General features: G+C 54.7%; 16 protein-coding genes. 5 read left to right on the top strand and 11 right to left on the bottom strand.

The window, feature by feature from the left end:
- The first annotated feature begins 46 nt into the window (after positions 1 to 46).
- Complete coding sequence (locus FPL22_RS02495; RefSeq protein WP_144228538.1) at positions 47 to 760, top strand: glycosyltransferase family 2 protein; 714 nt, start codon at positions 47 to 49, stop codon at positions 758 to 760.
- Positions 744 to 1,865, top strand: a complete 1,122-nt coding sequence (gene glf, locus FPL22_RS02490) for a UDP-galactopyranose mutase (protein ID WP_144228537.1) — start codon at positions 744 to 746, stop codon at positions 1,863 to 1,865. Before FPL22_RS02495 ends, glf begins: the two co-directional genes overlap by 17 nt.
- Before the next feature lie 7 nt (positions 1,866 to 1,872).
- On the opposite strand, the gene FPL22_RS02485 is transcribed toward glf, so the two are convergent.
- From FPL22_RS02485 to FPL22_RS02450, 8 genes are read right to left on the bottom strand one after another with little or no spacing between them, the layout of a single operon-like run.
- The gene (locus FPL22_RS02485) at positions 1,873 to 3,483 is read right to left on the bottom strand and encodes a hypothetical protein (protein WP_144228536.1); all 1,611 of its coding nucleotides are present in this window, start codon (positions 3,481 to 3,483) and stop codon (positions 1,873 to 1,875) included.
- Positions 3,480 to 5,528 carry an ArnT family glycosyltransferase gene (locus FPL22_RS02480; protein WP_144228535.1) on the bottom strand — a complete coding sequence of 683 codons (2,049 nt, stop codon included), beginning with the start codon at positions 5,526 to 5,528 and terminating at the stop codon, positions 3,480 to 3,482. Before FPL22_RS02480 ends, FPL22_RS02485 begins: the two co-directional genes overlap by 4 nt.
- Complete coding sequence (locus FPL22_RS02475; protein ID WP_144228534.1) at positions 5,525 to 9,886, bottom strand: DUF2298 domain-containing protein; 4,362 nt, start codon at positions 9,884 to 9,886, stop codon at positions 5,525 to 5,527. The genes FPL22_RS02480 and FPL22_RS02475 overlap by 4 nt, the downstream gene beginning before the upstream one ends.
- 3 nt (positions 9,887 to 9,889) lie before the next feature.
- Positions 9,890 to 10,666, bottom strand: coding sequence for an SDR family NAD(P)-dependent oxidoreductase (locus FPL22_RS02470; protein ID WP_144228533.1), 777 nt, complete (start codon positions 10,664 to 10,666; stop codon positions 9,890 to 9,892).
- Positions 10,624 to 11,973, bottom strand: coding sequence for an FAD-binding oxidoreductase (locus FPL22_RS02465; RefSeq protein WP_144228532.1), 1,350 nt, complete (start codon positions 11,971 to 11,973; stop codon positions 10,624 to 10,626). The genes FPL22_RS02470 and FPL22_RS02465 overlap by 43 nt, the downstream gene beginning before the upstream one ends.
- Positions 11,937 to 13,388 (bottom strand): UbiA family prenyltransferase, encoded by a 1,452-nt coding sequence (locus FPL22_RS02460; protein ID WP_144228531.1) that lies wholly within the window; start codon positions 13,386 to 13,388, stop codon positions 11,937 to 11,939. Before FPL22_RS02460 ends, FPL22_RS02465 begins: the two co-directional genes overlap by 37 nt.
- Positions 13,389 to 13,397: 9 nt before the next feature.
- Positions 13,398 to 14,348, bottom strand: coding sequence for a glycosyltransferase family 2 protein (locus FPL22_RS02455; protein WP_162525163.1), 951 nt, complete (start codon positions 14,346 to 14,348; stop codon positions 13,398 to 13,400).
- A gap of 8 nt (positions 14,349 to 14,356) precedes the next feature.
- Complete coding sequence (locus tag FPL22_RS02450) at positions 14,357 to 16,381, bottom strand: DUF2298 domain-containing protein (protein WP_144228529.1); 2,025 nt, start codon at positions 16,379 to 16,381, stop codon at positions 14,357 to 14,359.
- 255 nt (positions 16,382 to 16,636) lie between these two features.
- On the opposite strand from FPL22_RS02450, the gene FPL22_RS02445 reads away from it, so the two are divergent.
- The 3 genes from FPL22_RS02445 to FPL22_RS02435 are packed head-to-tail and all read left to right on the top strand — an operon-like array spanning position 16,637 to position 20,887.
- A complete protein-coding gene (locus FPL22_RS02445; RefSeq protein WP_162525162.1) occupies positions 16,637 to 17,287 on the top strand; it encodes a type IV pilus modification PilV family protein in 651 nt (216 codons plus the stop codon).
- Positions 17,284 to 18,906: a PilW family protein gene (locus FPL22_RS02440; protein ID WP_144228527.1), complete on the top strand. Its 1,623-nt coding sequence runs from the start codon at positions 17,284 to 17,286 to the stop codon at positions 18,904 to 18,906. The genes FPL22_RS02445 and FPL22_RS02440 overlap by 4 nt, the downstream gene beginning before the upstream one ends.
- A 4-nt stretch (positions 18,907 to 18,910) precedes the next feature.
- The gene (locus tag FPL22_RS02435; protein WP_144228526.1) at positions 18,911 to 20,887 is read left to right on the top strand and encodes a hypothetical protein; all 1,977 of its coding nucleotides are present in this window, start codon (positions 18,911 to 18,913) and stop codon (positions 20,885 to 20,887) included.
- Here the strand turns inward: FPL22_RS02435 and rdgB are convergent.
- Genes rdgB through FPL22_RS02420 form a run of 3 tightly spaced genes read right to left on the bottom strand, consistent with a single transcriptional unit; the run spans position 20,862 to position 23,295 of the window.
- Positions 20,862 to 21,470, bottom strand: coding sequence for an RdgB/HAM1 family non-canonical purine NTP pyrophosphatase (gene rdgB / locus FPL22_RS02430; protein ID WP_144228525.1), 609 nt, complete (start codon positions 21,468 to 21,470; stop codon positions 20,862 to 20,864). The genes FPL22_RS02435 and rdgB overlap by 26 nt on opposite strands.
- Positions 21,445 to 22,608, bottom strand: coding sequence for a bifunctional diaminohydroxyphosphoribosylaminopyrimidine deaminase/5-amino-6-(5-phosphoribosylamino)uracil reductase RibD (gene ribD, locus FPL22_RS02425; RefSeq protein ID WP_144228524.1), 1,164 nt, complete (start codon positions 22,606 to 22,608; stop codon positions 21,445 to 21,447). Before ribD ends, rdgB begins: the two co-directional genes overlap by 26 nt.
- A 51-nt stretch (positions 22,609 to 22,659) precedes the next feature.
- Positions 22,660 to 23,295 carry an MBL fold metallo-hydrolase gene (locus FPL22_RS02420; RefSeq protein ID WP_144228523.1) on the bottom strand — a complete coding sequence of 212 codons (636 nt, stop codon included), beginning with the start codon at positions 23,293 to 23,295 and terminating at the stop codon, positions 22,660 to 22,662.
- Between the last annotated feature and the right edge of the window lie 20 nt (positions 23,296 to 23,315).

Below are 23,315 nucleotides of genomic sequence, written 5' to 3'. Positions count from 1 at the left end.
GTTTGGCTCGCCCGCATTCCACGGGCTCCCCACTTTCAGTTATTTCATGACCAGCGCTCCTTCGCCTGAACTTGTTTTAATCGTTCCCGTTTATAACGAGGAAGAAACGATTATTCCGGTTCTGACCGAATGGCGCCAAGCCTTGGCCCCGAGCATCAGCCAATTCGTCATCCTGGTGATCGACGACGGCTCGACCGATGGCACCTCCGCGAAACTGGCGTCGCTCGACTGGCCCGAACTGCGCGTTCACACGCATACCAATCGCGGACACGGTCAAAGTTGTCTCGTGGGTTACCGGCAGGCCGCTGCCTTGGGGGCGTCCCATGTCTTCCAAATCGATTCCGACGGACAATGCGATCCGGCCGGATTTCCGGATGCTTGGAGCAATCGCTCCCGCGCCACCGCGATCTATGGGCGTCGCACCACGCGTGACGATGGTTGGGCGCGAAAATTGGTGACGCGGGTGCTGCGCCTGAGTCTGCGCTGGATGCATTCCACCCGCCTCAACGATACCAACGTGCCCTTCCGTCTGTATCCCGCCACGCTCGCCGCCAAAACGGCTGATCGCATCCCCCCGTCCTTCGAACTCGCCAACATTGCGATGGCGCTCCTGCTGGAGCCCCAAGGCTTCATCGAACTGCCCATCCATTTTCGGGATCGCGCGGGCGGCCATGCCTCCGTGCGCTGGACGGGGTTCGCCCAAAAAGCGCTGAGACTTTTTCGCGATTTGAAAACCATCCGGCATGAGCGCGACCTATGATTATGTCATCGTCGGGGCTGGATTTTCCGGTCTCGTCCTCGCGGAGCGGCTCGGCTCAATCGGCAAACGCTGCCTTGTAATCGAAAAACGCGATCACATCGGCGGCAACTGCTACGACCGCAAAGACCGTCACGGCTTGTTCTACCACGTTTACGGTCCGCATTATTTTCGGACGTATTCAGCCCAAGTTCGCGCGTATCTCAGCCGCTTCACGGAATGGAATGAAGTGCGCTATCAGGTCCGCGTATTCACCCGTGGCACCTACTGGAGCTTTCCCGTCAACCTGGAGACTTTTCGCCAGCTTAAGGCCGCACCCGCCGCCACCGAGGATGACTTCAAGCAATACCTCAAGGATAACGCCCTCGATATCCCGTCACCCGCCAACGCGAAAGAAGCCATCCTCTCCGTCGCCGGACGTGAGCTCTACGATCTGTTCTACGCAGGTTACACCGCCAAGCAATGGGGCCGCCCGCCCGAGTCCCTCGATGCATCGGTCACCCAGCGCATCCCCATTCGCACCAACGCCGACGACCGCTATTTCCAAGAAGACTTTCAAGCGCTACCCAGCGAAGGCTATACGAGAATGTTTGAACGGTTGCTGGCGGCATCCGGCGCGGAATTGCGTCTCGAAACCGATTACCGACACGCGTTGCCCGGGCTCACTTACGGACACCTGATTTATACCGGACCGATCGACGAATACTTTGATTGCCGTTGGGGCCCGCTCCCCTACCGCACGCTCCGCTTCGAACTCGACGAAGTGCCCGCCGGTCCCGATGGATTCGCGCAACCCGCACTTCAAATCAATTACCCGGGCCCGGAGCCCTTTACACGCACCGTCGAGGTAAAACACGTAACCGGCCAGTCTTCACCTTGGACCAACATCGTCCGCGAGTTTCCGGGCGAATACCAAGCCGGCCAGAGCGAGCCTTATTATCCGCTGCCAGGAGCTGAAAGCCGCGCCCTCGCCGAACGCTACCGCATGCTGGCCGCGGATGAACCCAACGTGACCTTCGTCGGTCGTCTCGCCCAATATCGCTACCTCAACATGGACCAGATCGTAGCGGGAGCCTTGCACACCTTCGAAAAACTGCAGGAACGCTGAAGCATGCTCACAAACCGGCCTCACCCGCGCGCTCGTCCTTCAGTTCACGGGTGTTGATTATTTTAATGGCCGGAAACGTATCCCAATTCAGGATACTATTCCTGAACTGCTGGATCGGGTAATCGATCAGCAAAACAGAACCGGGCGGCACCGGTGCGGTTTCGCCGAATCCGTCCAGCAATCTCGGCAATGTGGAATAAACCGCCACGCGCCCGGAATCGATCAAGGGTTTGATGCGCCAGAAAACAATATCCACGCCCCTACCCGGCTGAACATACACGCGAGGCGCCCCGCCCTTCACCATTTCAACGGCAACATCCGCCATCACATTCGATACCCGGTTGCCCTCGTTCTGCGGATCCGCCGGAAATCGTCCGAAGAAGTCGTTCAGCCCGCTCCAGGCAACTCCGCTAAATATCAAAACCACGCAGGCCATGAGAACACGCCCGCACTCAAATCGGGAGGCCAGATATTGCACGCACATCCTCAGGCCCGATATCGCCAGCAACAGCGCGAACGGCATAAACGGCAGCAGGTATTTAAAGTTGGGCCCGGCAACCGCGCATAACAGCATGCCCGTCGTCCAGATCACTGCCGCCATAAACGCAACCCGGCAGCTCCCAACCCAGGCCGCCAGCCACCCGACCACAAAAAAAACGGCCAGCCATTTCGACAACACCGCGCCGCCCACGAGGGCATGCACATCCTCGATAATAAAGGGGGTCACTCGATTTCCCGGATGGTTAAAGGGAGTGGCGAGCGTCAATGCCAATCTCGCCAGATACCCACTGCTGTCCCCGACCGCATAGCCACCTCGCCTCAAAATGATCAGCAGCGAATCACTATTCCATGCCATCAAAACCAGCAGCACGGCCCCGAAAAGAATTCCGCTCACCATGACTTTTATCGCACGCGCTTTCGTTTTTTCGAAATACCACCAGTCCACCACCAGCGCAGCATACACCGCAATCGCCACCAGGCGAAACGCGGTGTAAGTCCAGCACCCCAAAATCAACAGTCCGGCAACCACCAGCGCCGGCGTGTAAGTTGAAACCACGGACTGTTTGGCATCACGGCGTGTCCACCATACTAATGCCGCCACGATCAAGCACACCCACAGGATCGAAATGCCGTTACGCGTCAGAATATTATTTATGACCAGCACAAACGGGGAACTCGCCAAGGCCAGTCCCGCACCCGCCGCCCATCCCGCTCCCCATAATTTTCCGGCCGCCCAAGCGAATGCCACGCAGCCCATCAGATAACAGGCGGCATAAAACCCTCTCAGTAGAAAAACAGAGCTGGTTTGCGGACCAAATTCTCCTCCGGCATCCACCGCGAATCGGACAATGTAGGGACAAAACGTTTCGATAATATCAGCCGTGCCCATAGGGTAAACGCTGTCGGGCGTGAAAAAATAAAACTTATCCAAGGGCATACCGACTCCCTGAATCAGCTCCAACGCCTCGTCATTTATGAGCGGCCGGACCAGTTTAAAGTGAGCGCAATAGCCGGTCACCGCTGACACCATAAAGACAAAGGCAAACGTCAGCCCCCATGCATGGCGATGGATGAAATTACTCAACAATGATCCCTCGTGCTTCGTTTGATCACTCATGGCTGCTCCGCCTTGCCTGCTTCAGGAATCAGCACGACTTTGGTCAGCGTATTCACCAACCCCGGCCCACCCGTCAACTCGATACGCACCGAGTCATAAAAATCACCGGCCGCAATCAAAGCAACGGGTGACTCGCCCCAGTATCCTACGCGTGAATTGACCAGCTGCCCGCGCTTGAATCCCCAGATGGAGATACGTGATACGGCACCTTTTCGTGAATGAACTTCCACGCTCCTAAACCTCAGCGACACGTCGAAGAACATCTGCAGATTGATCGGCTTCCCTGCTTCACTCGTTATCTCCAGCCCCTTGGCCAGATCCTCCGCACGACCGCTTTCGGCACCGGTCAAAGCAAACGAAACGGGCACGCCATTCAGCAAAGCACGATCAGACATCGGCCTTATTCCATGGCCACGCGCTTTGCGCGTCGCCGCTACGAAGCCGGCATCCAGGTCGAGCTGCACAAGATAAAACCCTGGATTTCCATCAGGCAATTTCACTTCTGCCCGCTTGGTGACTGCGGTGATTTTCGGGTTGTTTTCCAACCGCAAAAATTCCGCGTTGCTCAACAAAACCAAGTCCTTGGGCTCCGGTAAAGTTTCGCCCGTCTCAATGTCAGCCAGACTGGCAAAAATGACTCTGTTTTGATTCATCCAACCGAAAAACGCCGGAAATACTTCAGGCGAGTTATAAGTGATGTGAGTGATGATGATATTGGCTGCGGGATCTGTCTGCAAATAGACGGGAATCAAATCACGATAGACCGCCTGCGCGCCCCACTGATACCCATAAAGCCCATAATCAATCCCCTTGGCGCGAGGTTTCCGTAGCGCATCTCGCACAAGAAATGCCCCCGCCAAAGATAAACCCACCAGCACGAAAACTCGCAGGGACACCAACCATCGTCCGGCAAATCTATCCATCAGAAAACCAAACCCCAATGCGGCACATAGTGCGAAAGGAACCGTGACCGCTAGTAGTCGTGTCACCATCGGAGAGACCAAGGCACTGCTGAAAGGCGTGGCTAAAAACACTAGCAGAATCATCCGGTGAGCCGGATCACGCCATTTATAAACACATACCGCCATCCCACCCAAAGCGAAGGGCGCCAGCCAAAATGGAATATGGGCATGACCCGGCACGAGGTGCCTGATCGCAATGTCAGTCTCGGCAAAAAACCAATAACGAGGCGAGATACACGACAGGTAATTGTTAAGAAAAATCACCAACTTTTCCGTCAGTGGAATTGGCTTCACCCAATAGCTTTCAAGAATGGCCAGATGGCCCGAAAGCATTTCCGGATGCAGCCATCTGAATCGGAGATAGGGCACGAACAGCACCAGCGCCAGAGCCGCGCCGGCCAAAAACCATTTTCGATTCTGCCAGTGATAGCGCCCGTCAGAAACCAACAGCAGCAACCCCGTCATGAACATGATGCCCTGCCCCGGTGCATAGGCGTAAAATACCGCGGCACCCGAAAGCATGGCACCAACTACCCAACGTGGTTCGCCCGCGCGATACCGTGAATAAAAATATAGGAACCAGCTGTAGGCAGTGACCATCAGCACCGTTTCAAATCCCGTGCGGCTGTGCAAAAACCAGCATGGCAGCACCGCCAGTATCGGCACGACCACCCACCATTCGCGGATGCGGAATACCTTGCGCAACATCAATGCCAGCGCGACCGCTCCGGTAAGGCTGAACAGCACTGACGTAATGCGGACGGTCTCAACCGTTTGCCCGAATAACAATCCGGCGATTCCTTGAACATAAACACTCAAGGACAGGTTGAACATTCCGCCGTTGACGAAATAAGCCGGCAAAAACTCCCGCGGAATTTCCGTAGAGTGCCAGCCATTTTCCATCATGGCCCGGAACTGAACCATGTGGACCGCCTCATCGGTGAAAAAATAGATCGGAAAATCTTCGATCCGATACAGGCGCATCATCGCATACATCAACAAGCCCGCAACAAACAGCAGCCACACGGTTCGCTCATGCATCGGCGGCCGCACCGGATTATTTTCCTGAGATTCCAAACTCATGGGGCTTCAACCGGAACCCGATAAATTTGCACACCAAGCTGGTCGTAAATTTTCACTAGATTCATGCGCTCAAATTTATCCAAGCCTTCATTTGATGCGAATACCCGCTCCAACTCACCCACCACCACAAGCCGCACATTGTATTTGGTCAGGAGCCTCTTCGCCTCAGCAATGTCAGTTGTTTGATAAATTGTCAGCACATCGGCGATCCGTTCATCTACATGATTTTTCTCCAGACCGGCCTGTTGCTGCCTCTGGTGCCAGCTCCAGCCCACCACAGAAGGAAGCCCGGTGTGGATGGAGAAACGTGATCCCCAGCTATACAACCTGGCCCCGGTGTTGATTTCCAGGATCACGGGTGATCCCTCGATATTGTCCTGCAGCCAGCGGATCGCCAGCAAGTCAGGCTTCAGGGGGAATTGCCGGCTCTCGATTTCATACTCGGCCCCTTCGGCAAACTTAAGGCCGTCCAATGTCGGCGGCGTGGAGAGAAACCGGTCGCGTATCTTGGCCGGTGTAGCCGAAATCGGATACAACGCCGCCAGCGCCATTAGCAACGCCAGCATGATTATCCATATCCGTCTCACGCCGGCCGACCACCCACGGCAAGCGGCAAACAACCCGGGCAAGGTCATCGCACAGGCAAGACCGTAGCAGACCCACACCTGATAATAGAATTTGAACACCGTGTTCATGCGACCGATGTCACCCACCAGCACGACATACTCGACCAGCAACGAAAGCCCGAAGGCCATCAAGGTAAGCAAAGCAGGCAGGGCTTGAACCGGATCATTCCTCCGATGCCAGACGGCGCAAACCGACAGGACAACGCCGCCGGTCAGCAAAGCGGGCAACGAGCCATGAAGAATAACCGCCAGACACGGCACGATCATAAGCGCACCGAAAACTGCACCGCCAATACTCGCACGCCGTTGAAGACCGAGGGCTATCAACCTTCTACGTCCCGTGGCGCGATCATCTCGGGGCAATGCCCGGATCACTTGGCCCCATAACCGGAATCCACGCACAAAGCCGAACGCCTTTCTACGGAATGACACCATCAGCGCCGATCCAAGAATGAAGAGAAACAGGCCGTGGACGTAAAAATAATCCCCCAGAGAAGTCCGGTTCCCCCGCCAGCTTTCAAAAGAACCATATCCGGGAACATAGCTGTGATGATAGGGCCAAAACGCCAGATAACCCGTCGCAAGTATGACTGCAAAAACCGACAACGATTTCCCCAGCGCCACCGTGAATGCTTTCAGCACCGACAGCTCCTGTCTCCAAAATCCCAAGAAAATCACCAATCCCGTCAGTGCACCGTAGGTCGGCCAATCCCAAGTATTCGTCGGCCAGAAAAAGCCCAGATTCAGTCCGAGCAAACACGTCAGCGCGATGCGTGCCCTCAACGTCGTTGTTTTTACCCACGCCACCAACAGGCCGATCACGCATAGGGTGTAAGGTAGCGCCAGGAGGTGCGGGTGTAGATCGCCGTAGAGAAAGCTCCAGAAAGGAAATTCCGTCACAGGGGCGACCTCGTCACCGCTGATGGCTCGTGCCGACACCCAATAAAGATCCGCCGCATAAGGTGCCAGTCGCTCGCCGTTCAAAACATGCCCGATCCCATGAATGGCCCGAATCAGATCCGATATCATCGGGAAGCTCAGCTCGTGATCCGCCTGACCGAGCCGCAACAGTTGCCTCCAAATAAACACGATTTGAAACAGATTCCCGAGTAGCATCACCATCACTGTGGCAGACCCAGCAACCAACCAGCTACCCACCGGACGAAGAGCCCGCGCTACGGATAGAGTGGCGGCGCACGCCAATGCAAAAAAGGTCGCCAGACAAAGATTAAAACCAACCTCGGGAAGTATACCCAGTCCCTTGATAAGCGTGCCACAAAGCACATAACCAAAATAGTAATAATTGATGAAACCACCCGCATACCACGGGTTCATCGGCGGAAATGTTTCCGACTTCAACACACCGTAAAGGAAGGTCATCTCCATCGGTTTCTCTCCGCCCCAGAATGGATGCCACACATCGGGATTCGCCGCGCGTATCAGGAGAAACCCTGTAAACGCTATCCAGAAAACCGCCTCGACTCGCAGGAATGCGCGCACTCCGGCGCGATCACGCCACCATTCGATCCACTCGTTCCTGAAACGCCTGGTCAGGGCAAGCGCAAGTCCCGCCAACACCACTACAATCAACCAGTAAGTCGGTCGGTCGCTTCGCCCCAGCCCCGTGCTCGCCAACAACCACAGCACCCACGCAGGAATGAGTATCGCAAACGGGCGTGCCAGAGCCGCGCCGTGGTCCGGCAACTTGCCCAACAACGGTCCTAACAGTCCCCACCCCACCACTTGCAACACCAAGAGGTTCAGCACCCAGACCAGAATCGGGAACCGGGCCGCCCATGATTCGCGATCAAACATCCGCGCCCAGGTGCCCTGCTTCTGAGCGGCCGTCCACTTATCCGGAGAAAGCAGGATCGCAGACTCGGCTCGCCCCTGCGCCACCCTCGCCGGTTTTACCTGAGCCTTCAGCGCCTGTTGGGATTTTTGAGGGCTGCGCGTGTCCGTCACTCCATCTAGCGGGATTGCATTGAACCGCTGCACCAACGCCTCCGCATCATATCGAGCGGACTTTTTGTAGATCATCACCGGCGGGTGATCGTAAACGCTGAACGCCTCTTCCGCAGAGCGTGTCGAAATCGCAAAGGGACCAACCCGCATCTTCCGCGTGAACGAAGCAACCAAATCAAAACCCAATGAACCATCCTCCAAGCCTTCGTAATAATTGATCGTAAACGGATACCGGTGGGGCATCCGTGGGATCGAGTCGCGCAGCTTCTGACTAGCGGTTACGATGTATTCAGCACGGTTCAGCTTGGCCAGCAGCTCGCCGCGCTTGTCCCCGTCGTCGGCGACATACAACGGCAGTTCGATTTGTTGATAACGTTCGGGGCTTCGGTTCTCCGTCAAGGCCAGCGGCAGCCAGTCATCCCAATGCTCACAGGCCAGCACACTTCCCGCCGGCACGTTTTTGTAGATCCACTCCGATGCCTCGATGCGCGTATGCGGCTTGGTATAGATCGAAATAAACGCCAGCGCCCAGCCCGCCGTGAAAATCACCACCACCGCCGTGGTCAGTTTGCCCCGTAGCTTTTCGATTCTAACCCGTTCCACCAAGAACCACGCCGCCAGCAGCGCGAGACACCCGTAGATCGGCAAAAAATACCGCAGCGTCGCTTGATAGGTGAAGCCGAGATGGAAAAAAACCACCGCCACCCATAGCACGGGCACGGTATGCTCACGGCACCGCGCACGCACGATTTCCCATCCGGCGGCAATCCATCCGGTCCAAGCGGCCAAGCCCAAAGCGAGACCCATTCCCCATACAACCATGTTCCATCCCGGCCAGATCAACGGCAGGCGTCCGTAGAACTGCCTCGTGAACGGAATATCCGTGGTGCCATTACTGATCGCGATCACCTCGCGCATATTGGCCAGCCAACGCGGTGCCAGTTGCCATGGCCACACACCCGCAAACGCATCAGGTAATGCCAGTCGCACCGTGATTAGCGCCATCAGGCTAAACACTGCCGTCCGCACCGCAGCCAACCCAACACGTGCACGCCAACCGCCCCCCCAATCCGCGCCTTTACCCGTCATCGACAAAAGCGCCGTCAACGCCACCGGCAGCCCAAACGTTGCCACCGAAATCTTGCAACTCACCGCCAGCCCCAGCGCCACGCCCGTTGCCGCGTAATCCCGCCAATATCCGTCCCGCCACGCCCTTGCTAGAAATACCAGCGCGAGCGCGACGAACAAATTCGCGAATGGATCCACCACAAAAAAATGCGCGTGCTGGATCGGCAAAACCGCCGCCGCATACAAGAAAGACGCCAGCACCGCAGTCGCCCTCCGCCGGTAAAGAATTCGCGCAAGTGCGAACACGAGCGCGATCACCGCCGTGTCCGCGAGTGCCGAAAGCGCGCGTCCGGCGAGAACCATTTGCTCGGGCTTTTTAATCCCGCCCAACTTCATCACGCCGCGCAGCAGCGTGCCGGGCAGAGTGCCATAAGCATAAAAATGCGCCTCGCGATTACGTGGGTTGAGCGGCGATTTGGCTTCGTCCAAATACTCGGCAACCGATCCCGGCCACTCCAGCCGCCACGTGCACATCGTCACATGCCGTTCGTCGGGATGTTGCCCCGTTCCTTCATCCCAGTTGATACCAAAAAAGCGCGCCGCCGCTCCGAGGCACAGAATCAACAGCAACAACCAGCGCGAGCTGCGCGCCGATAGCCCGTTATCTGATTCCGCATCGTGATTCATTTCGTGGTTCATGCTTTAAGCCCGCATTTTTTTAACCACGCAGTCGGGAAGCGCCCGCACGATCATCATCACCCAACGCCAGTAGCCAGGTGCGTAAACCACAGTCGGCCGGCGCCGGTTCAATGCACGCGCGAGCACGCCCGCGACCGCTTCAGGCGTTGTGAACAAAGCAGACTTGGCCAGATGCGCGGTCATCGGCGTATCAACCGGGCCCGGCTTGAGCAGGACAACCCGGCTTTGAGGAGCCAGCCGTTGCCTCAGCCCTTGGGAAAACACCTCCAACGCCGCCTTCGCTCCGCCATAGATATAATTACGACGCCGTCCGCGATCACCCGCCACCGAACCGATGATCACGCAATCGCCCCCACCCTGAAGTTCCAGCTGTGCGGCCGCCAGCAACGCGCCCTGAACAACCGTCACCACCGAGCCTTGAAAAAAATCCCGCACACTCTCCGGCTCCTCTTCAAGACGCATCTGATCAGGCAACTCCCCTTGCGCGATGAGAAAAACATCAATGCGTCCGTGTGCCTTCACCGCATCCGCGATCCCCTCACTGACACTCGCGCAATTATCCGCTTTGATGAGCCTTATCTCCGCGTCACCAGCCCCGCGTAAACGCAGATCTCCAGCCACGGTCCGCAACCGGTCTTCGTTCCTTCCCAGCAACCAGAAGCAGGCCCCCGACGAAGCCTGCAACCGGCAATACGCCTGGGCGATTGCCGAGGTCGCACCCAAAACTAAAATGATCTTCATGCAGTTAGGCCGGTTCTTTTCGCAAAGCTCGAAGAACATGCAGGATCGATCAACGACTTAAATGCATCATGAGCAGGAAATGATCGTTCAAACGCATCGCGACTCATCCGACAGTCCTTTGCGGGATACAACGCCCCGCCTGCTGAAAAAACCGTGTGATCCATGTCTTCCAGCAATCGGGCCGTTCGATCTCCAAGATTAGGAAAGTCAAAACATACCGTCACTCCCGGCCGCGGAAACGAGAGCAAACCTGGCGATACGATCGATCCGAACATTTTTACCACCGTAAGAAAGGATGCATGCCCCGCCAATCTCGCCTTGGCCAGAGTCTCGACCAGAACATCTTTTCCGTAGTTTTTAGGCACTACGAATTGATACTGAACCAGTCCCTTTTTTCCATATGCACGATTCCAGTTTCCCACCGCATCCAGCGGGTAAAAAAACGGATCGTAATGCACATTTTTCACCGCCCGCTTTCCCGAATTTGCCGCATAGTAAATTCGGTTCATCAACCGTATCGCGTCAGGCCCCAGCACAAAATCCGGCAACATAACCGGCAAGGATAGTTTGGGGTGAGCACCCCGCACAATCAGCTCGTCCGAATCCCCGGCATGATCGCCCGATATCAGTAATCCACGCGGTTCGCCTGCATGACTCGTATCGAGCCATGCAACCGAATACTCGGGCATCTTTTCGTTCTGCTGAAAACAGTCAAAAAACGCATCGATTCCCCGCAGCCTGCTTAGGCGCTGAGTGATCTGAGATGTGCGAATACGTTTCAACCTCAGCTCCACCCACAAAATCACGCCGGTAAGCCCCAGCCCACCGATCGTCGCTCGAAAAAAATCCTGATTACACGTCAAACTGCACTCCAATGTAGTCCCATCGGACCGTCGTAAACCCAGCCGGTTGACAAAACAGCCAAACGTTCCCGCCACGTGATGGTTTTTCCCGTGCACGTCATTCGCCACACAGCCTCCCAATGTGACCCATTTTGTTCCAGGTGTGACTGGGGGAAACCAACCGTGCGGCACGCAGAAATCGAGCAAACCAGCCATTGAACATCCGGCCTCACAGCGCACGACGCCTGCAATGGCATCGAACTCCAAAATGTGATCAAGCATCCGCGTCTCAATCATCACACCGTCATCCAACAGACACGAATCACCATAACTGCGGCCCATGCCGTAGGCCAGCAATGCGCCTTCATGTCGCGGCAATGGATCATTTTTCCAGGCTAAGTATTCGCGTCGTGTGCGTGCCGTCGTCAGCCCGCCCCAAGAACGAAAAGGTAGGGTTACCGACGTCATCACAGAGGTCCCGCCAACATCAAAGCCGCGATGCATACCGCCGAAATAAGCCAAGTCACCGGATCTTTTGCCGCGAACCAAACGGGATCATCATCCACTTTTTTGTGACCTGCCATGATCCATATTCTGGCCAACCAGCCAGCCATCGCGAGAACAACCACCCACAACCAGCGTGGATCAGCATACAATACGATGCTGGCCGGACTTCGTAAATAAAAGCCCAGCACCACCGTCGATACCAAACCCGCGGCAATACCTCCCGCTCGTATTCGCGATGCATCACTTCCGTCGTAACCACGCCCGGGAACCTGCACCGATTCGCCGGCATTTGATGACCCCAACTCCACATAACGCTTCAAAAATGCCAGCCCAAGAAACAAACTGATCGTATACGCCAGCAGCCAGGATGAAACCACCACGCCGGTAATCGCTCCTCCGATCAGAACGCGATACGTATACATGCACGAAAGCCACACCACATCCACGATTGCGATTTTCTTGAGACCTAAAGAATACGCGATCGATAGAATCACGTATCCGCTCACGGCCGCCAAAGCCGTCAGGCCGGAAACGAGTGCCAGCGCGCCACCCGTAAACAAGAGCACTCCGATAAATAGCAGTCCCGTAGGAATCCCTAATTGACCACTAGCGAACGCCCTTCGTTTTTTTCGTGGATGCCTGCGATCCGACTCAAGGTCAGTCAGGTCGTTTAAAATATAGGTAGCGGATGCCACGCAGCAAAGCGCCAGCAGTGCAGGTCCAATCAACCACCAGCAAGCCGGATCATTCCAACGATGGGCTCCGAGCAAAGGCACCAGTATCAATAAGTTTTTCAGCCATTGATGAGGACGCAATGCAGCCAGCAGCACAGGCTCCAAACGGTCACTTCCACCAGTAATCGGGATCAAGCGTTTCGCCTCAAGCCGGTGTTGAAATCCATTGCGCACCGACTCCGTCCCCACAAAAAACGCATTTTGAGCCGCACGCCAAACCGGGAGGTCGGCCGAGCTGTTTCCAATGTAATCAAATCCTTCGTGGCCAAACCTGAATGTAAGTGCATCCGCCTTGGCTTGAGCCTTGAGATTAATCACTTCATCGCTCCCCAAAACCTCGGTGATAAACTTAAAATGCCCAGTGATTGATTGAGCCGCTTTTAGAGGAGACGCCGTGGCGAGCACGACACGCCCGCCCTTTTGCGCATGCTGCTCGCACCAGTCGATCACCTCGTCGTTCCAAGGCAGGTGTTCGCCCTCTATCAATACGCGCTCAGCCAGATTTGATTTTAACCGGACAAGGCCACCCGCGCTCACCCAGCCCAAAACACAGAACAGCCGCCACGGACGTGCTCGCAGGTAAGCCATTAAAAGCTCCCAGGACAAATCCGCCTTTAACAACGTTCCATCAAGATCCACCGCCACCACCCGACTCGTCTGATAGTCTGGAAGACTCATTCGTCCAGATTAACGGCTTTCAGCGTCAAGCGCTGCCTTATCAATGGTGTCACGGATCAGATAAAGCGGTCGCCCTTTGGATTCGACAAAAAGCTTTCCCAGATACTCGCCGATCACACCCATCACCAATGTCTGAACACCGCCGATGAATGAAATCACCATCATGACCAGGGCGATGTCCGAACTTCCTCGTCCGCTCAGCCAGCCGATCAAAATGACCGCAGTCAGCCCCAGCGCCCCGAGAAACAACGCCATGCTCATCACAAATGCGATTCGCAACGGACGAACGGAAAACCCCGTGATAGCCTCGATGCACAATCCCAGCAGTTTTCTGAAATTATATTTGGAACGCCCGGTCTCACGCGGCTTGCGATCATAGTAAATGCCAACCTGCGGAAACCCGATCCAACTGATCATTCCCCTCAAGAAAACCACCGACTCAGGCATGGCGACAAATGCATCAACCGCACGCCGGGTCATCAATCGGAAGTCTCCCGTATCCTCGGGAATCGGGTTATCCGTGAGCAGATTGAAAACACGATAAAACAACTTTGCAGAAACCAGTTTCAACCACGATTCGCCCGCACGGGAACGACGCACTCCATAGACCACATCATAACCTTCCGCCATTTTTGCACGCAATTCGGCCAGCAATTCAGGAGGGTCTTGCAAATCGGCATCCAGTATCAGAACTTGAATACCACGGGCATGCCGCAGCCCCGCCGACGACGCAGCTTCGTGCCCGAAATTTCTTGAAAAACGCAGGCCCCTGACCTCGGGAATCGACTGCGCTGCATCCTCTACGATGGCCCAAGATCCATCAGTCGAGCCATCGTCGATGATCAAGATTTCATGGGTGAGAAAAAGTCCTTTGCACACTGCGTGAACCCGCCTGATTGCCTGAGCGAGACCTTCGGCCTCGTTGTAACAAGGCATCACGACCGACAGCTCGATTCTCATATGCGACATTAAGTGGAGACCTGTGTGTTGAGCGCCACCATTGAGCGCAAGCGCCAGAAGCCCACCCGCTTTCCATCCGGTGTGATGTAAATCACGCACCACTCGTAATCCTTTTGGATCGCCTCATTGAGCTTTAACCAAAGCTCTTCGGTGTCGGCGGGCTGATACCACAAGACATAGGAAATTCTCTCCGACTTCCAGTCAGCATCATTCCCCGTGATTTCACCTTTGAAGAAGCGCTCAAGGCGATCAAGTCGCTGCCAGACGAACGACGGATATCCGCGCCAGAGCGCCTCATGTCCCGACCAACCCAACCACATGGGTTTTCCTGCAAAAAGCGGCAGATACGACGAATCCGTAAACGAATCACGATTGGTCCGCTCGATGACTGCGCCGTAAGGTTCCAGTTTCAATCGCTCCAAAAGCTGCTTGGCCGGCTCATCCCTGCGCAAATAGCCATCCCCCTCCATGCGTCCCGCATAGAACTTCGGAGTGAGCAACCAGTAGCGTCCTAACTCCCACGCATACAACGAAGGGTATGCGCAAAGAATGATGGCAAGCACTCGCACCCATCGCTGTTTGGCGCCGTCAATGAGGAGCGGCCCCAGAACCAAAAGAACCCAAGTGGCTATCCATGGCCACCACTTGAGCGTCGCGTTGAAACGCTCGTGCGCCCCCTCGTAAACATCGTCGATGTAAAACAATTCGCTGAAGGCCAGATAGGCCAACGCCAACAATCCCAGCCCTAGCAGGGCCCGGCTGCGTGAATAAAACGCCAGCACCGCCAACCCAATCGTGGGCAGCATATACATCGTGAACAGCAGCCATGGAGCATGGAGTTCCGAGGATACCCAGCGCAGGTTGTTCTGATACTCGGAAGCAGCCACGGTGAAAATCTTCAGATAAATTGCCGCCGCCAGCCACGTGGCTGCCGCTCCCAACACCACCATTGGCCAGTCCACCCGCCATCGGGAGCGATTCCACATGCACCATGCACCGACCGCCATCAATTGAAGAGGAAAGCTCCAAGTGTTCGCCATGACCGTCCACGTAAGCGTCGCTCCCACCAAAAACGTGTAACGGCGAAGCTTCGTTCGCTCAGCTAAAACCACGCTAAGCACTCCTAGCGCCAAAAGATAAAATCCTGCCAAAGGCGCGTGGTAGTCACCGAGGGAAACCGAGTAGGAGAACCACTCGCCGGAAAGCTCTACCGTCGGATAGTTGTCGGCATATTCCTTCAACCAAGTGCCAACAGGAGCCTGACTGTAAGGCTCCGTGCCGATGAATCGCTGGCTGTTCCATAGCTTTGCATCTTGGAAAAACAAAGGGGTGAGCCCGGACACGCCGCTGCCACCCACCACAAATCCGACCACCAACATGATCTTCACCCAATTCCGGCGCGCCAGCAGGGACACACCGCCGGCAAAAGCCAGTGCGGCCAAGGCGTTCAAAACGCAAAAAGCGTAGTTATAAGTTTCACCCGGAGAAAACCCAAACATGCGCCCCAGCAAAGCCCCCGAATAATGCTGAAAACTGTAGTATTGGGTAAATCGATACGGGTAGAGCCAGGCATCGGCCACGGGAATGGTGCCGCCAACCAGATAGCTGCTGATAAAGGACAGGTCCGCTATCTTTTCGGCCGATCCATCAATGCTCGGAAATGCCCACCTCCAGGCAAAAACATACAAAAAGAGTCCGCCAAACGTGAACAGACAGGTTTTCGCCGAAACCAAATTAAATTCCTCACGCCAGCCTTGCAGCCAGCCATCCAAACCTCTCAGTCGATTCGGAAGCCACTTCGTGTTGCTCAGGACGATCAACCCAAGTGCGCCAACCGTGGCCACCGATCCCAAGCCTCGAAGACTGCCCAGCCCCCAGTGGGTTTCGATCGCGAAAAACACAGTGGCCCATAGCCAGGGTCCAACCGACAGCGCCAGCCAACGGTTACGCCAAAACAACCCCGTCGCCAGCCCGAGTCCCCATAGGTTAACCCAAAGAAGAATCACCGTAAAACCCGTGCCTAAATATTGCATGATACCGGAGAAATTTAATCGCGATTGAAGCGGTGCCCGCAAGTCAGGCCACCTGCGCACGCAAAACCGCACGGAACCTTGGCGAAACACAAGCAGGAATGAGACATCCGCAGGATACGACGACGCTCGTTATTACCAAAAATTGACACTAATTAACTTCCATCAGGTCACCCCGCCTGCTGACATCTGATCGGAAAATCATAAGTGGAGAGAAACTTGCTTATGAATTTCACCAGGCTTTTCCAGCAGCCTAGCATGAACCCAAAATACAGCACATTTGAAACGACGTTCCTCAACCCACGGAGGGGTGCCTGCGCGCGTGAAACAAATGTCCGATCACCAAAAAAACGTGGTCTAACACTGGTGGAAGTTATGGTGGCCACCATACTCCTCACGATGCTCATGGCCGGCCTGCTCATGGCTCTGGTGCAGTCATATCGACTGTCCGCCGAAACCCGCATACGTAACGAAGTCCGATTCGCGCTTCGCTCGATGGCTGATCAGTTCTTGCTCAACAGCATCCCCTACACAGCAGCAGCCGAGCTGGTAGCCAACCCGCCTACTCCACTGTTTAAATTTGCCGCCACGCCAACTGGAGAAGGACTGTCTTGGCGAAAAGACTTAAACGTATTTACCGTTAAACCAACCACGGCAGATAGTGACGTCTACATAAATGGAACTTCGTCCGGGCTTACTGTGCCAATGGGTGCGGCCAGCGGTGCACCAATCAATGTCGTTTTCACGAGATCCGTTATACGCATAAGCCCATCGACGGGGACAGAAATGACGCCAGATTTGGCCAATAGCCCTGCTGGATTTCTTCTCCGTGCGGACTTTTCCGCACGATTCACGATTTTAGGACGACCACTGACCCAATCAATCACCGTGCTTCGCTCAGTGCCATGAACTCCGCTCGCGCCAAAATACTTTCGCTGTGGCAACGGTTAAGACTCAAAAAGGGATTCACCTTGGTCGAGATCTTGATTTCGATGACGATTGCCATCGTTATACTAGGCTTCGCATTAAGCCTGTTAATTAGCAGTTCGGTGACGGCAAAAAAAGTCACCACCGTCACCCGCCTGAATGAGCGTTCAAGCTATCTGCATCAGCATATGACAACAGAGATTTCTGCGGCAATTGCTCCGCCCTATCTCGAGAAACCAAATCCTGCTGAACCTCAACATTATGCGCGCATCAGCTATTTAGTGAACGTTGGCGTGCCGGGGTCAACAAAAGCAGCCGACTCATTCGCCTCATCGATAGTAGTAACATTTAAAGCCCGCACAAAACCTCAAGCCGGAGACTTTCTTGTGCTGGCTAGCCCTAGTTTTTCAATTGATGCATACACAGATGCAGCGGGGAATGATAACCCAGGTATCGCAGGCGCCCGTATCGCCAGCGTCACGGATAATCGCGGCGCCAATGCCGATGGGGATGTAACATTAACATTCAGCCAGCCTTTCTCTGCCTACTCCATTGCTGCCGGAAAAGCAGTCGAGTCAATTCCCGCAGATCGATTGGCTACAATACTGCGTCAACGGGCCTATGAGGTCTTAGCTCAAGACGGTATAACCAAATTGGCTTGGTATGAAAATACCGCAGGAGATCCCACGCCAAAGTTCATAGCAGACTACCTAGAGCCGGACCAATATCCATTCGGATCAGTAAAAGACGGAACCGCTGACGGGAATAAAAAAGTGCCCGATAAGTTTGTCACTTTGGATATCAGGATCAATTCCGCCCCCACGGAAAAACTCACCATTTACCAAGGTAAAAACAGTGATTTTTACACCAAGGGCTCAGTTGCAGGCATACTCATCAACAAAGGAGGTGACACCTTTAATCGTATTGATCCACCGGACATCCCTAACAATACGCCTACACCTACACCTACACCCACTGTAACACCTACGCCGACGCGCACCCCTACGCCCACGCGCACGCCTACGTCTACGCCGACACCCACAAGCACTCCAACGGCTACGCCTACTCCTACGCTTACACCGACCATCACCCCGACACCTACGCTCACCCCCACGCCTACGCGAACGCCCACGATTACACCGACACCGACCATCACCCCGACTCCCACAATCACACCTACCCCCACGCGCACGCCTACGCGAACCTCCACGCCCACAATCACACCCACACCCACGATAACGCCCACTCCGACAATTACGCCTACTCGCACGCCGACACGCACTCGCACCCCCACGCGCACACCCACCATTACACCCACACCCACAAGGACGCCGACCATCACACCGACGCCCACAATTACACCTACCCCCACGCGCACACCTACACCCACGATTACACCCACACCGCTGCCAACCAATACACCGACACAGACACCCACAATTACGCCCACGCCCACACGCACCCCTATACCCACCATTACACCCACTCCGGTCGCCACGCCGACCCGCACACCTACTCCCGCTCCCACAGGCACGCCCACGCCCACGCCCAGCCCTACGCGCACACGCACACCTACACCTACGCCGTTACCCGACTTTTAAGGCCATGAAAGCACTCTCTAATAATAAAAGAGCGACCAAGGGAAGCGCATTGGTCGCTGTTGTCCTTGTAATTGCAGTAATGTCCTATTTGGCAGCCGCATCACTAAGCTATAGCGTAACAAGTTATCGAGCGAGCATGCGTCAGGCTTTACTGGATAAAGCCAAGCTTTCAGCGGAAGCCGAAATGGAATTTCTCTATTTTCAGTGGATTACATCTATAAAAGAGAGTGTTCCACTTCAAGATATTGACAACAACTTAAGCGGCAAAGGCTTCATTGTGGACTTCTCGACGATACCAAATACAGATCTCGCCAATACTGCATTTGGCGGGGCCGACTGGACCATCTCCAGGACCCTTCGTTCAAATGGGCCGACAAAAGTCGGGACAACCAAGGTATCCGGAGTTAGCCGTCCAGCCCAGGTTAATTATTATACGGCATTAACGCGTGCTTCACAAACCCACCCATTATTAGGCGAAATCCACTATCAACTGGGTCGCCGTTTTGCCTTAAGCCGCTCCGCACTTTTCCAATTCAGCGTTTTCTACCAAGACGTCATGGAATTTAGCACGGGAAGCCCGATGACTATTAAAGGCGATATATCATCAAATGGCAGTCTTTACATCGGCGCCCAATCAGGAGTAAACCTAACCGTTGTAGATAAAATATTTTACGCGAATTCATTCAACGGAATGACTGATTTAAATAAGGCAATAGATCCAGCAACCGCTATATATTTCCGCCACAACTCAGGCGTCGCAAATACACTTTCGAACCCTAATTTCAGTTCAGATGACGACGAGATGGTTGCCCGAAAAAATCAAATAAAAAAATTACAAGAACCAGAAAACTTTCTTGGCGGCACCGATGCAGACCTAAGTTTCCAAGTTTATGGTCCCAGTGGCACTAACGCATATTCATCAACTAACGATGTCTATCGATCCATCATATCTCCAAGCCCCAAAACCCCCGCCGGTGTTTCTATAGTAGAAGACCCCGTGATCAAAGCGAATCGCATGTCCGAAAAGGCCGGCATAACAATAGAGGTAAGGAAAACCACTGATATCCTCTATCTTCTCTATCCTGTAAAAATTTACACAAAAGCCAACCCCTCCATCGATTACGCAATTACAAATCCAGCATTGGCCGCCAGCATCATTACATCGGCAAGAAAAGAGGTCTTCGATACACGCGAAAATAAAAATGTAAACATTACGACAATCGATATAGGCAATTTAAAAGCCAGACTAGCCGCGCCATCAACACCAGCTGCGCTTAAAGCCGCTTACAACGGAATCATATACGCTTATGACCCAAACCCCCAAACCACGACTATTAATGGTATCAGATTGAGCAATGCATCCGAGCTACCTTACACCACCGTGGATGGAAAGCCCGTAGGCTTCACAGTCGCTAGCGACAATGGCGTCTATATTCAGGGTAACTATAACACATCGAACCCACAAGGCACCGCTAACACCGAAGACAACGCCGGAAATCCGGCGGCAATCATGGCAGACGCCATCACATTACTATCTGCAAACTGGAATGATGATAATGCCACGGCTGATGTCAGCGATGTAAGACTTGCAGGAAATCCGCCAGATGGAGAAGGTAACGCAAGCGCAACAACGGCAGTATATGCAGCCCTTGTTAGTGGAAATACTCCTACAAATACCGCAGCAGGCATCAATAGTGGCGGCGTCCAAAATCTTGTTCGCCTGATGGAAAACTGGAGCGGGCAAAACGTAAAGCTCGTAGGTTCACTTGGGCAACTTTTTGAATCTAAATATTTTACCGGAGCCATACGATCAACGGGATCCGGTGCAGGAAGAAATTTATATCTGGTGCCTTCCGGACGTGAACTCACTTTTGATAGCAAGCTTGCAAGCTCCCCTCCCGCCGGAGCACCTAATACCACCAAGTTTTCGCGAGGTGATTATTTTATCTGGCAACTTAGCGACAATCCAATGTCTTTATAATTTCAGTCAATCCCGCCCAAGCCCGGGCACGGTGACTGATGATATTCTTAGCCTCATCACCCAAACGGGAAAAACTCTCCTCATAACCTTGAGGAACAAACAAAGGGTCGTAACCAAAGCCCGCCCCTCCTTCTGGTTTACTTAATAGCCTGCCCTCACAGCGCCCCTCGATGACATGCTCTACATTTTGAGGCCCCGCAAGCAGTAGGATACAGATAAAATGAGCGCCTCGATTGTCTATAGGCACTCCCTTCATCACTTCGACCAATTTTGTTAGATTAGCCGCACTATCACCCTGTGGACCGGCGTAATATGCCGACTCTACCCCCGGCGCTCCGCTAAGTGCATCGACACAGAGGCCGCTGTCATCCGCGAGCACCCAAGCATCAGCCGGCAGCATCGCCTTAAGTGCCAATGCCTTTTTGCGTGCGTTACCAATAAATGTGCCCGTGTCTTCAACGACCGCAGGCATTCCTCCCACCTCCTTTGCGGATATGATTTCCACGTCGAGTCCGCTCGCCTGTGCGAGCGCGTTCATCTCGGCTGCTTTGTGTGCGTTACCTGAGGCTAAATACAGTTTCATCGAGCAAAAGTTTTTCCGGATACGTCACTCGACCGCGCATGAGCGAATCATCACCAAAGACTTCGTTTCTCACTTCCGACAACCTCACCGCTTGATCGATGCGTTCCGGCCGCAAACCCGTGAACATTGTCTTCGCCTTGTCGTCGGCAAACAACAGCGGCGCGCGGTAGGCAAACAGGTAGTCCAGCTGTCGCGAACGCAGTAATTCGCTAATCAACTGAGCACCTCCTTCGAAATAAACTCCGCCGATTTTCTCCTCCACGCACTTCCTTCTGAAATCGGCAAAACCCACTCGCTGGGTAGGCGTGTCCATCACCCAGACTTGCACACCCATGTTACGCAATTTCTTCACGTAGCCCATCCCGCCATGTTGAGTCGTGACGACTATCGTGCGGTCACGAAACTCATCCGTGTAAACATCGGGCAAGTGAGCATCCGTCACCGTGCGTAACAAGCCATCGAATACAAAGCGTAACGGGCACCAGACCTCACCCGAAGCGGTGCGCGCGGTGAGCTTGGGATTGTCCTTCATGATCGTGGCCGCACCGGCGCCAATACCCGGAAAATACCGACGCCAGGCATGAACATCAGCTCGCGCCGCTTCCCCGGTGATCCACTTGGATTCGCCGGTGCGACAGGCTATTTTACCATCCAGCGTAATTGCCACCTTGGCGGCCAATAACGGGCCCCCCGTCGCAATCCATTGATTAAAAATCAGGTTCAGGTCTGCGCACTCGGTCGCGAGAACACCGCTAGTCACATCGATGCCGCCCGCCTTGAGCACCTCAAATCCACGCCCCGTGTGCGCCGGATTTGGATCAGTCGCCCCAACCACCACCCGGCGAATACCTGACTCGCGTATAGCGTCGCAACAAGCCCCCGTGCGCCCATGCGTAGAACATGGTTCCAAGGTCACATATAGGGTTGCCCCCGGCTTTGGCGCACGACCCAGATTCGCCAAAGCAACGCGCTCCGCGTGCGGCCCACCGTCTTGGGCATGAAAGCCTTCAGCCACTACATTTCCGCCCTCGACGATCACTGCACCAACCAATGGATTCGGATGGGTCTGCCCCCACGCTTTTCGCGCCAGCGTGATCGCTCGGCGCATAAAAAATTCATCCTGCTGGAGATCGCTCATTGGTTGCCGATCATCAACCCGCGTCACCACCGAAATGACAAACGCGAAAACTCATCCGCGCACATACGGATTGCTCCGTTTTTCCACGCCCACACTCGTGCTCGGACCGTGTCCCGGATAAACCGTGGTCGCATCAGGCATCGTATAAATTTGCGCGCGGATCGCCGCCAGCAACTGCTCGCGGCTCCCGCCGGGCAAATCCGTGCGGCCCACGCTACCGGCAAACAGTGCATCTCCCACAAACGCTGCGCATTCATCCGCAAAATAGAATAACACATTCCCCGGACAGTGACCCGGAACGTGGCGCACCTCGACCGAGCGTCCCAAGGCTTCAAAGCGGTCACCTTGCGCCACCCAATGATCGATGGCGATTTTCTCCAATGTGATGCGACTGCTCAGAAACGCCGACATGATTTCTGGCGTATCGAAAAAAGTCCGGTCCGCCAGGTGCCCGCGAACTTTTGCCCCACTGGCCCGCACTACTTTGGCCGCGTCTTGAATGTGGTCCCAGTGTCCATGCGTCAGCCAAAGCTCCGTCAACCGGCACTTCTCGCGGATGAGAATCGGCTCCACGAACGCCCAGATTCCGCCGGGGGCGTCAATCAACACGGCCTCCCCGCGCGCGGCGTCCGTCAGCAAAAAGCCATTGGTCTCAATCGGTCCGGCGGGCAGCGTATGAATGATCATCGTCATTGTAAGGTCGCCAA

It is taken from the genome of Rariglobus hedericola (assembly GCF_007559335.1).
In the GTDB taxonomy this organism is placed as follows: Bacteria; Verrucomicrobiota; Verrucomicrobiia; order Opitutales; family Opitutaceae; genus Rariglobus; species Rariglobus hedericola.
This window is presented reverse-complemented; position numbering and strand designations above follow the sequence as displayed.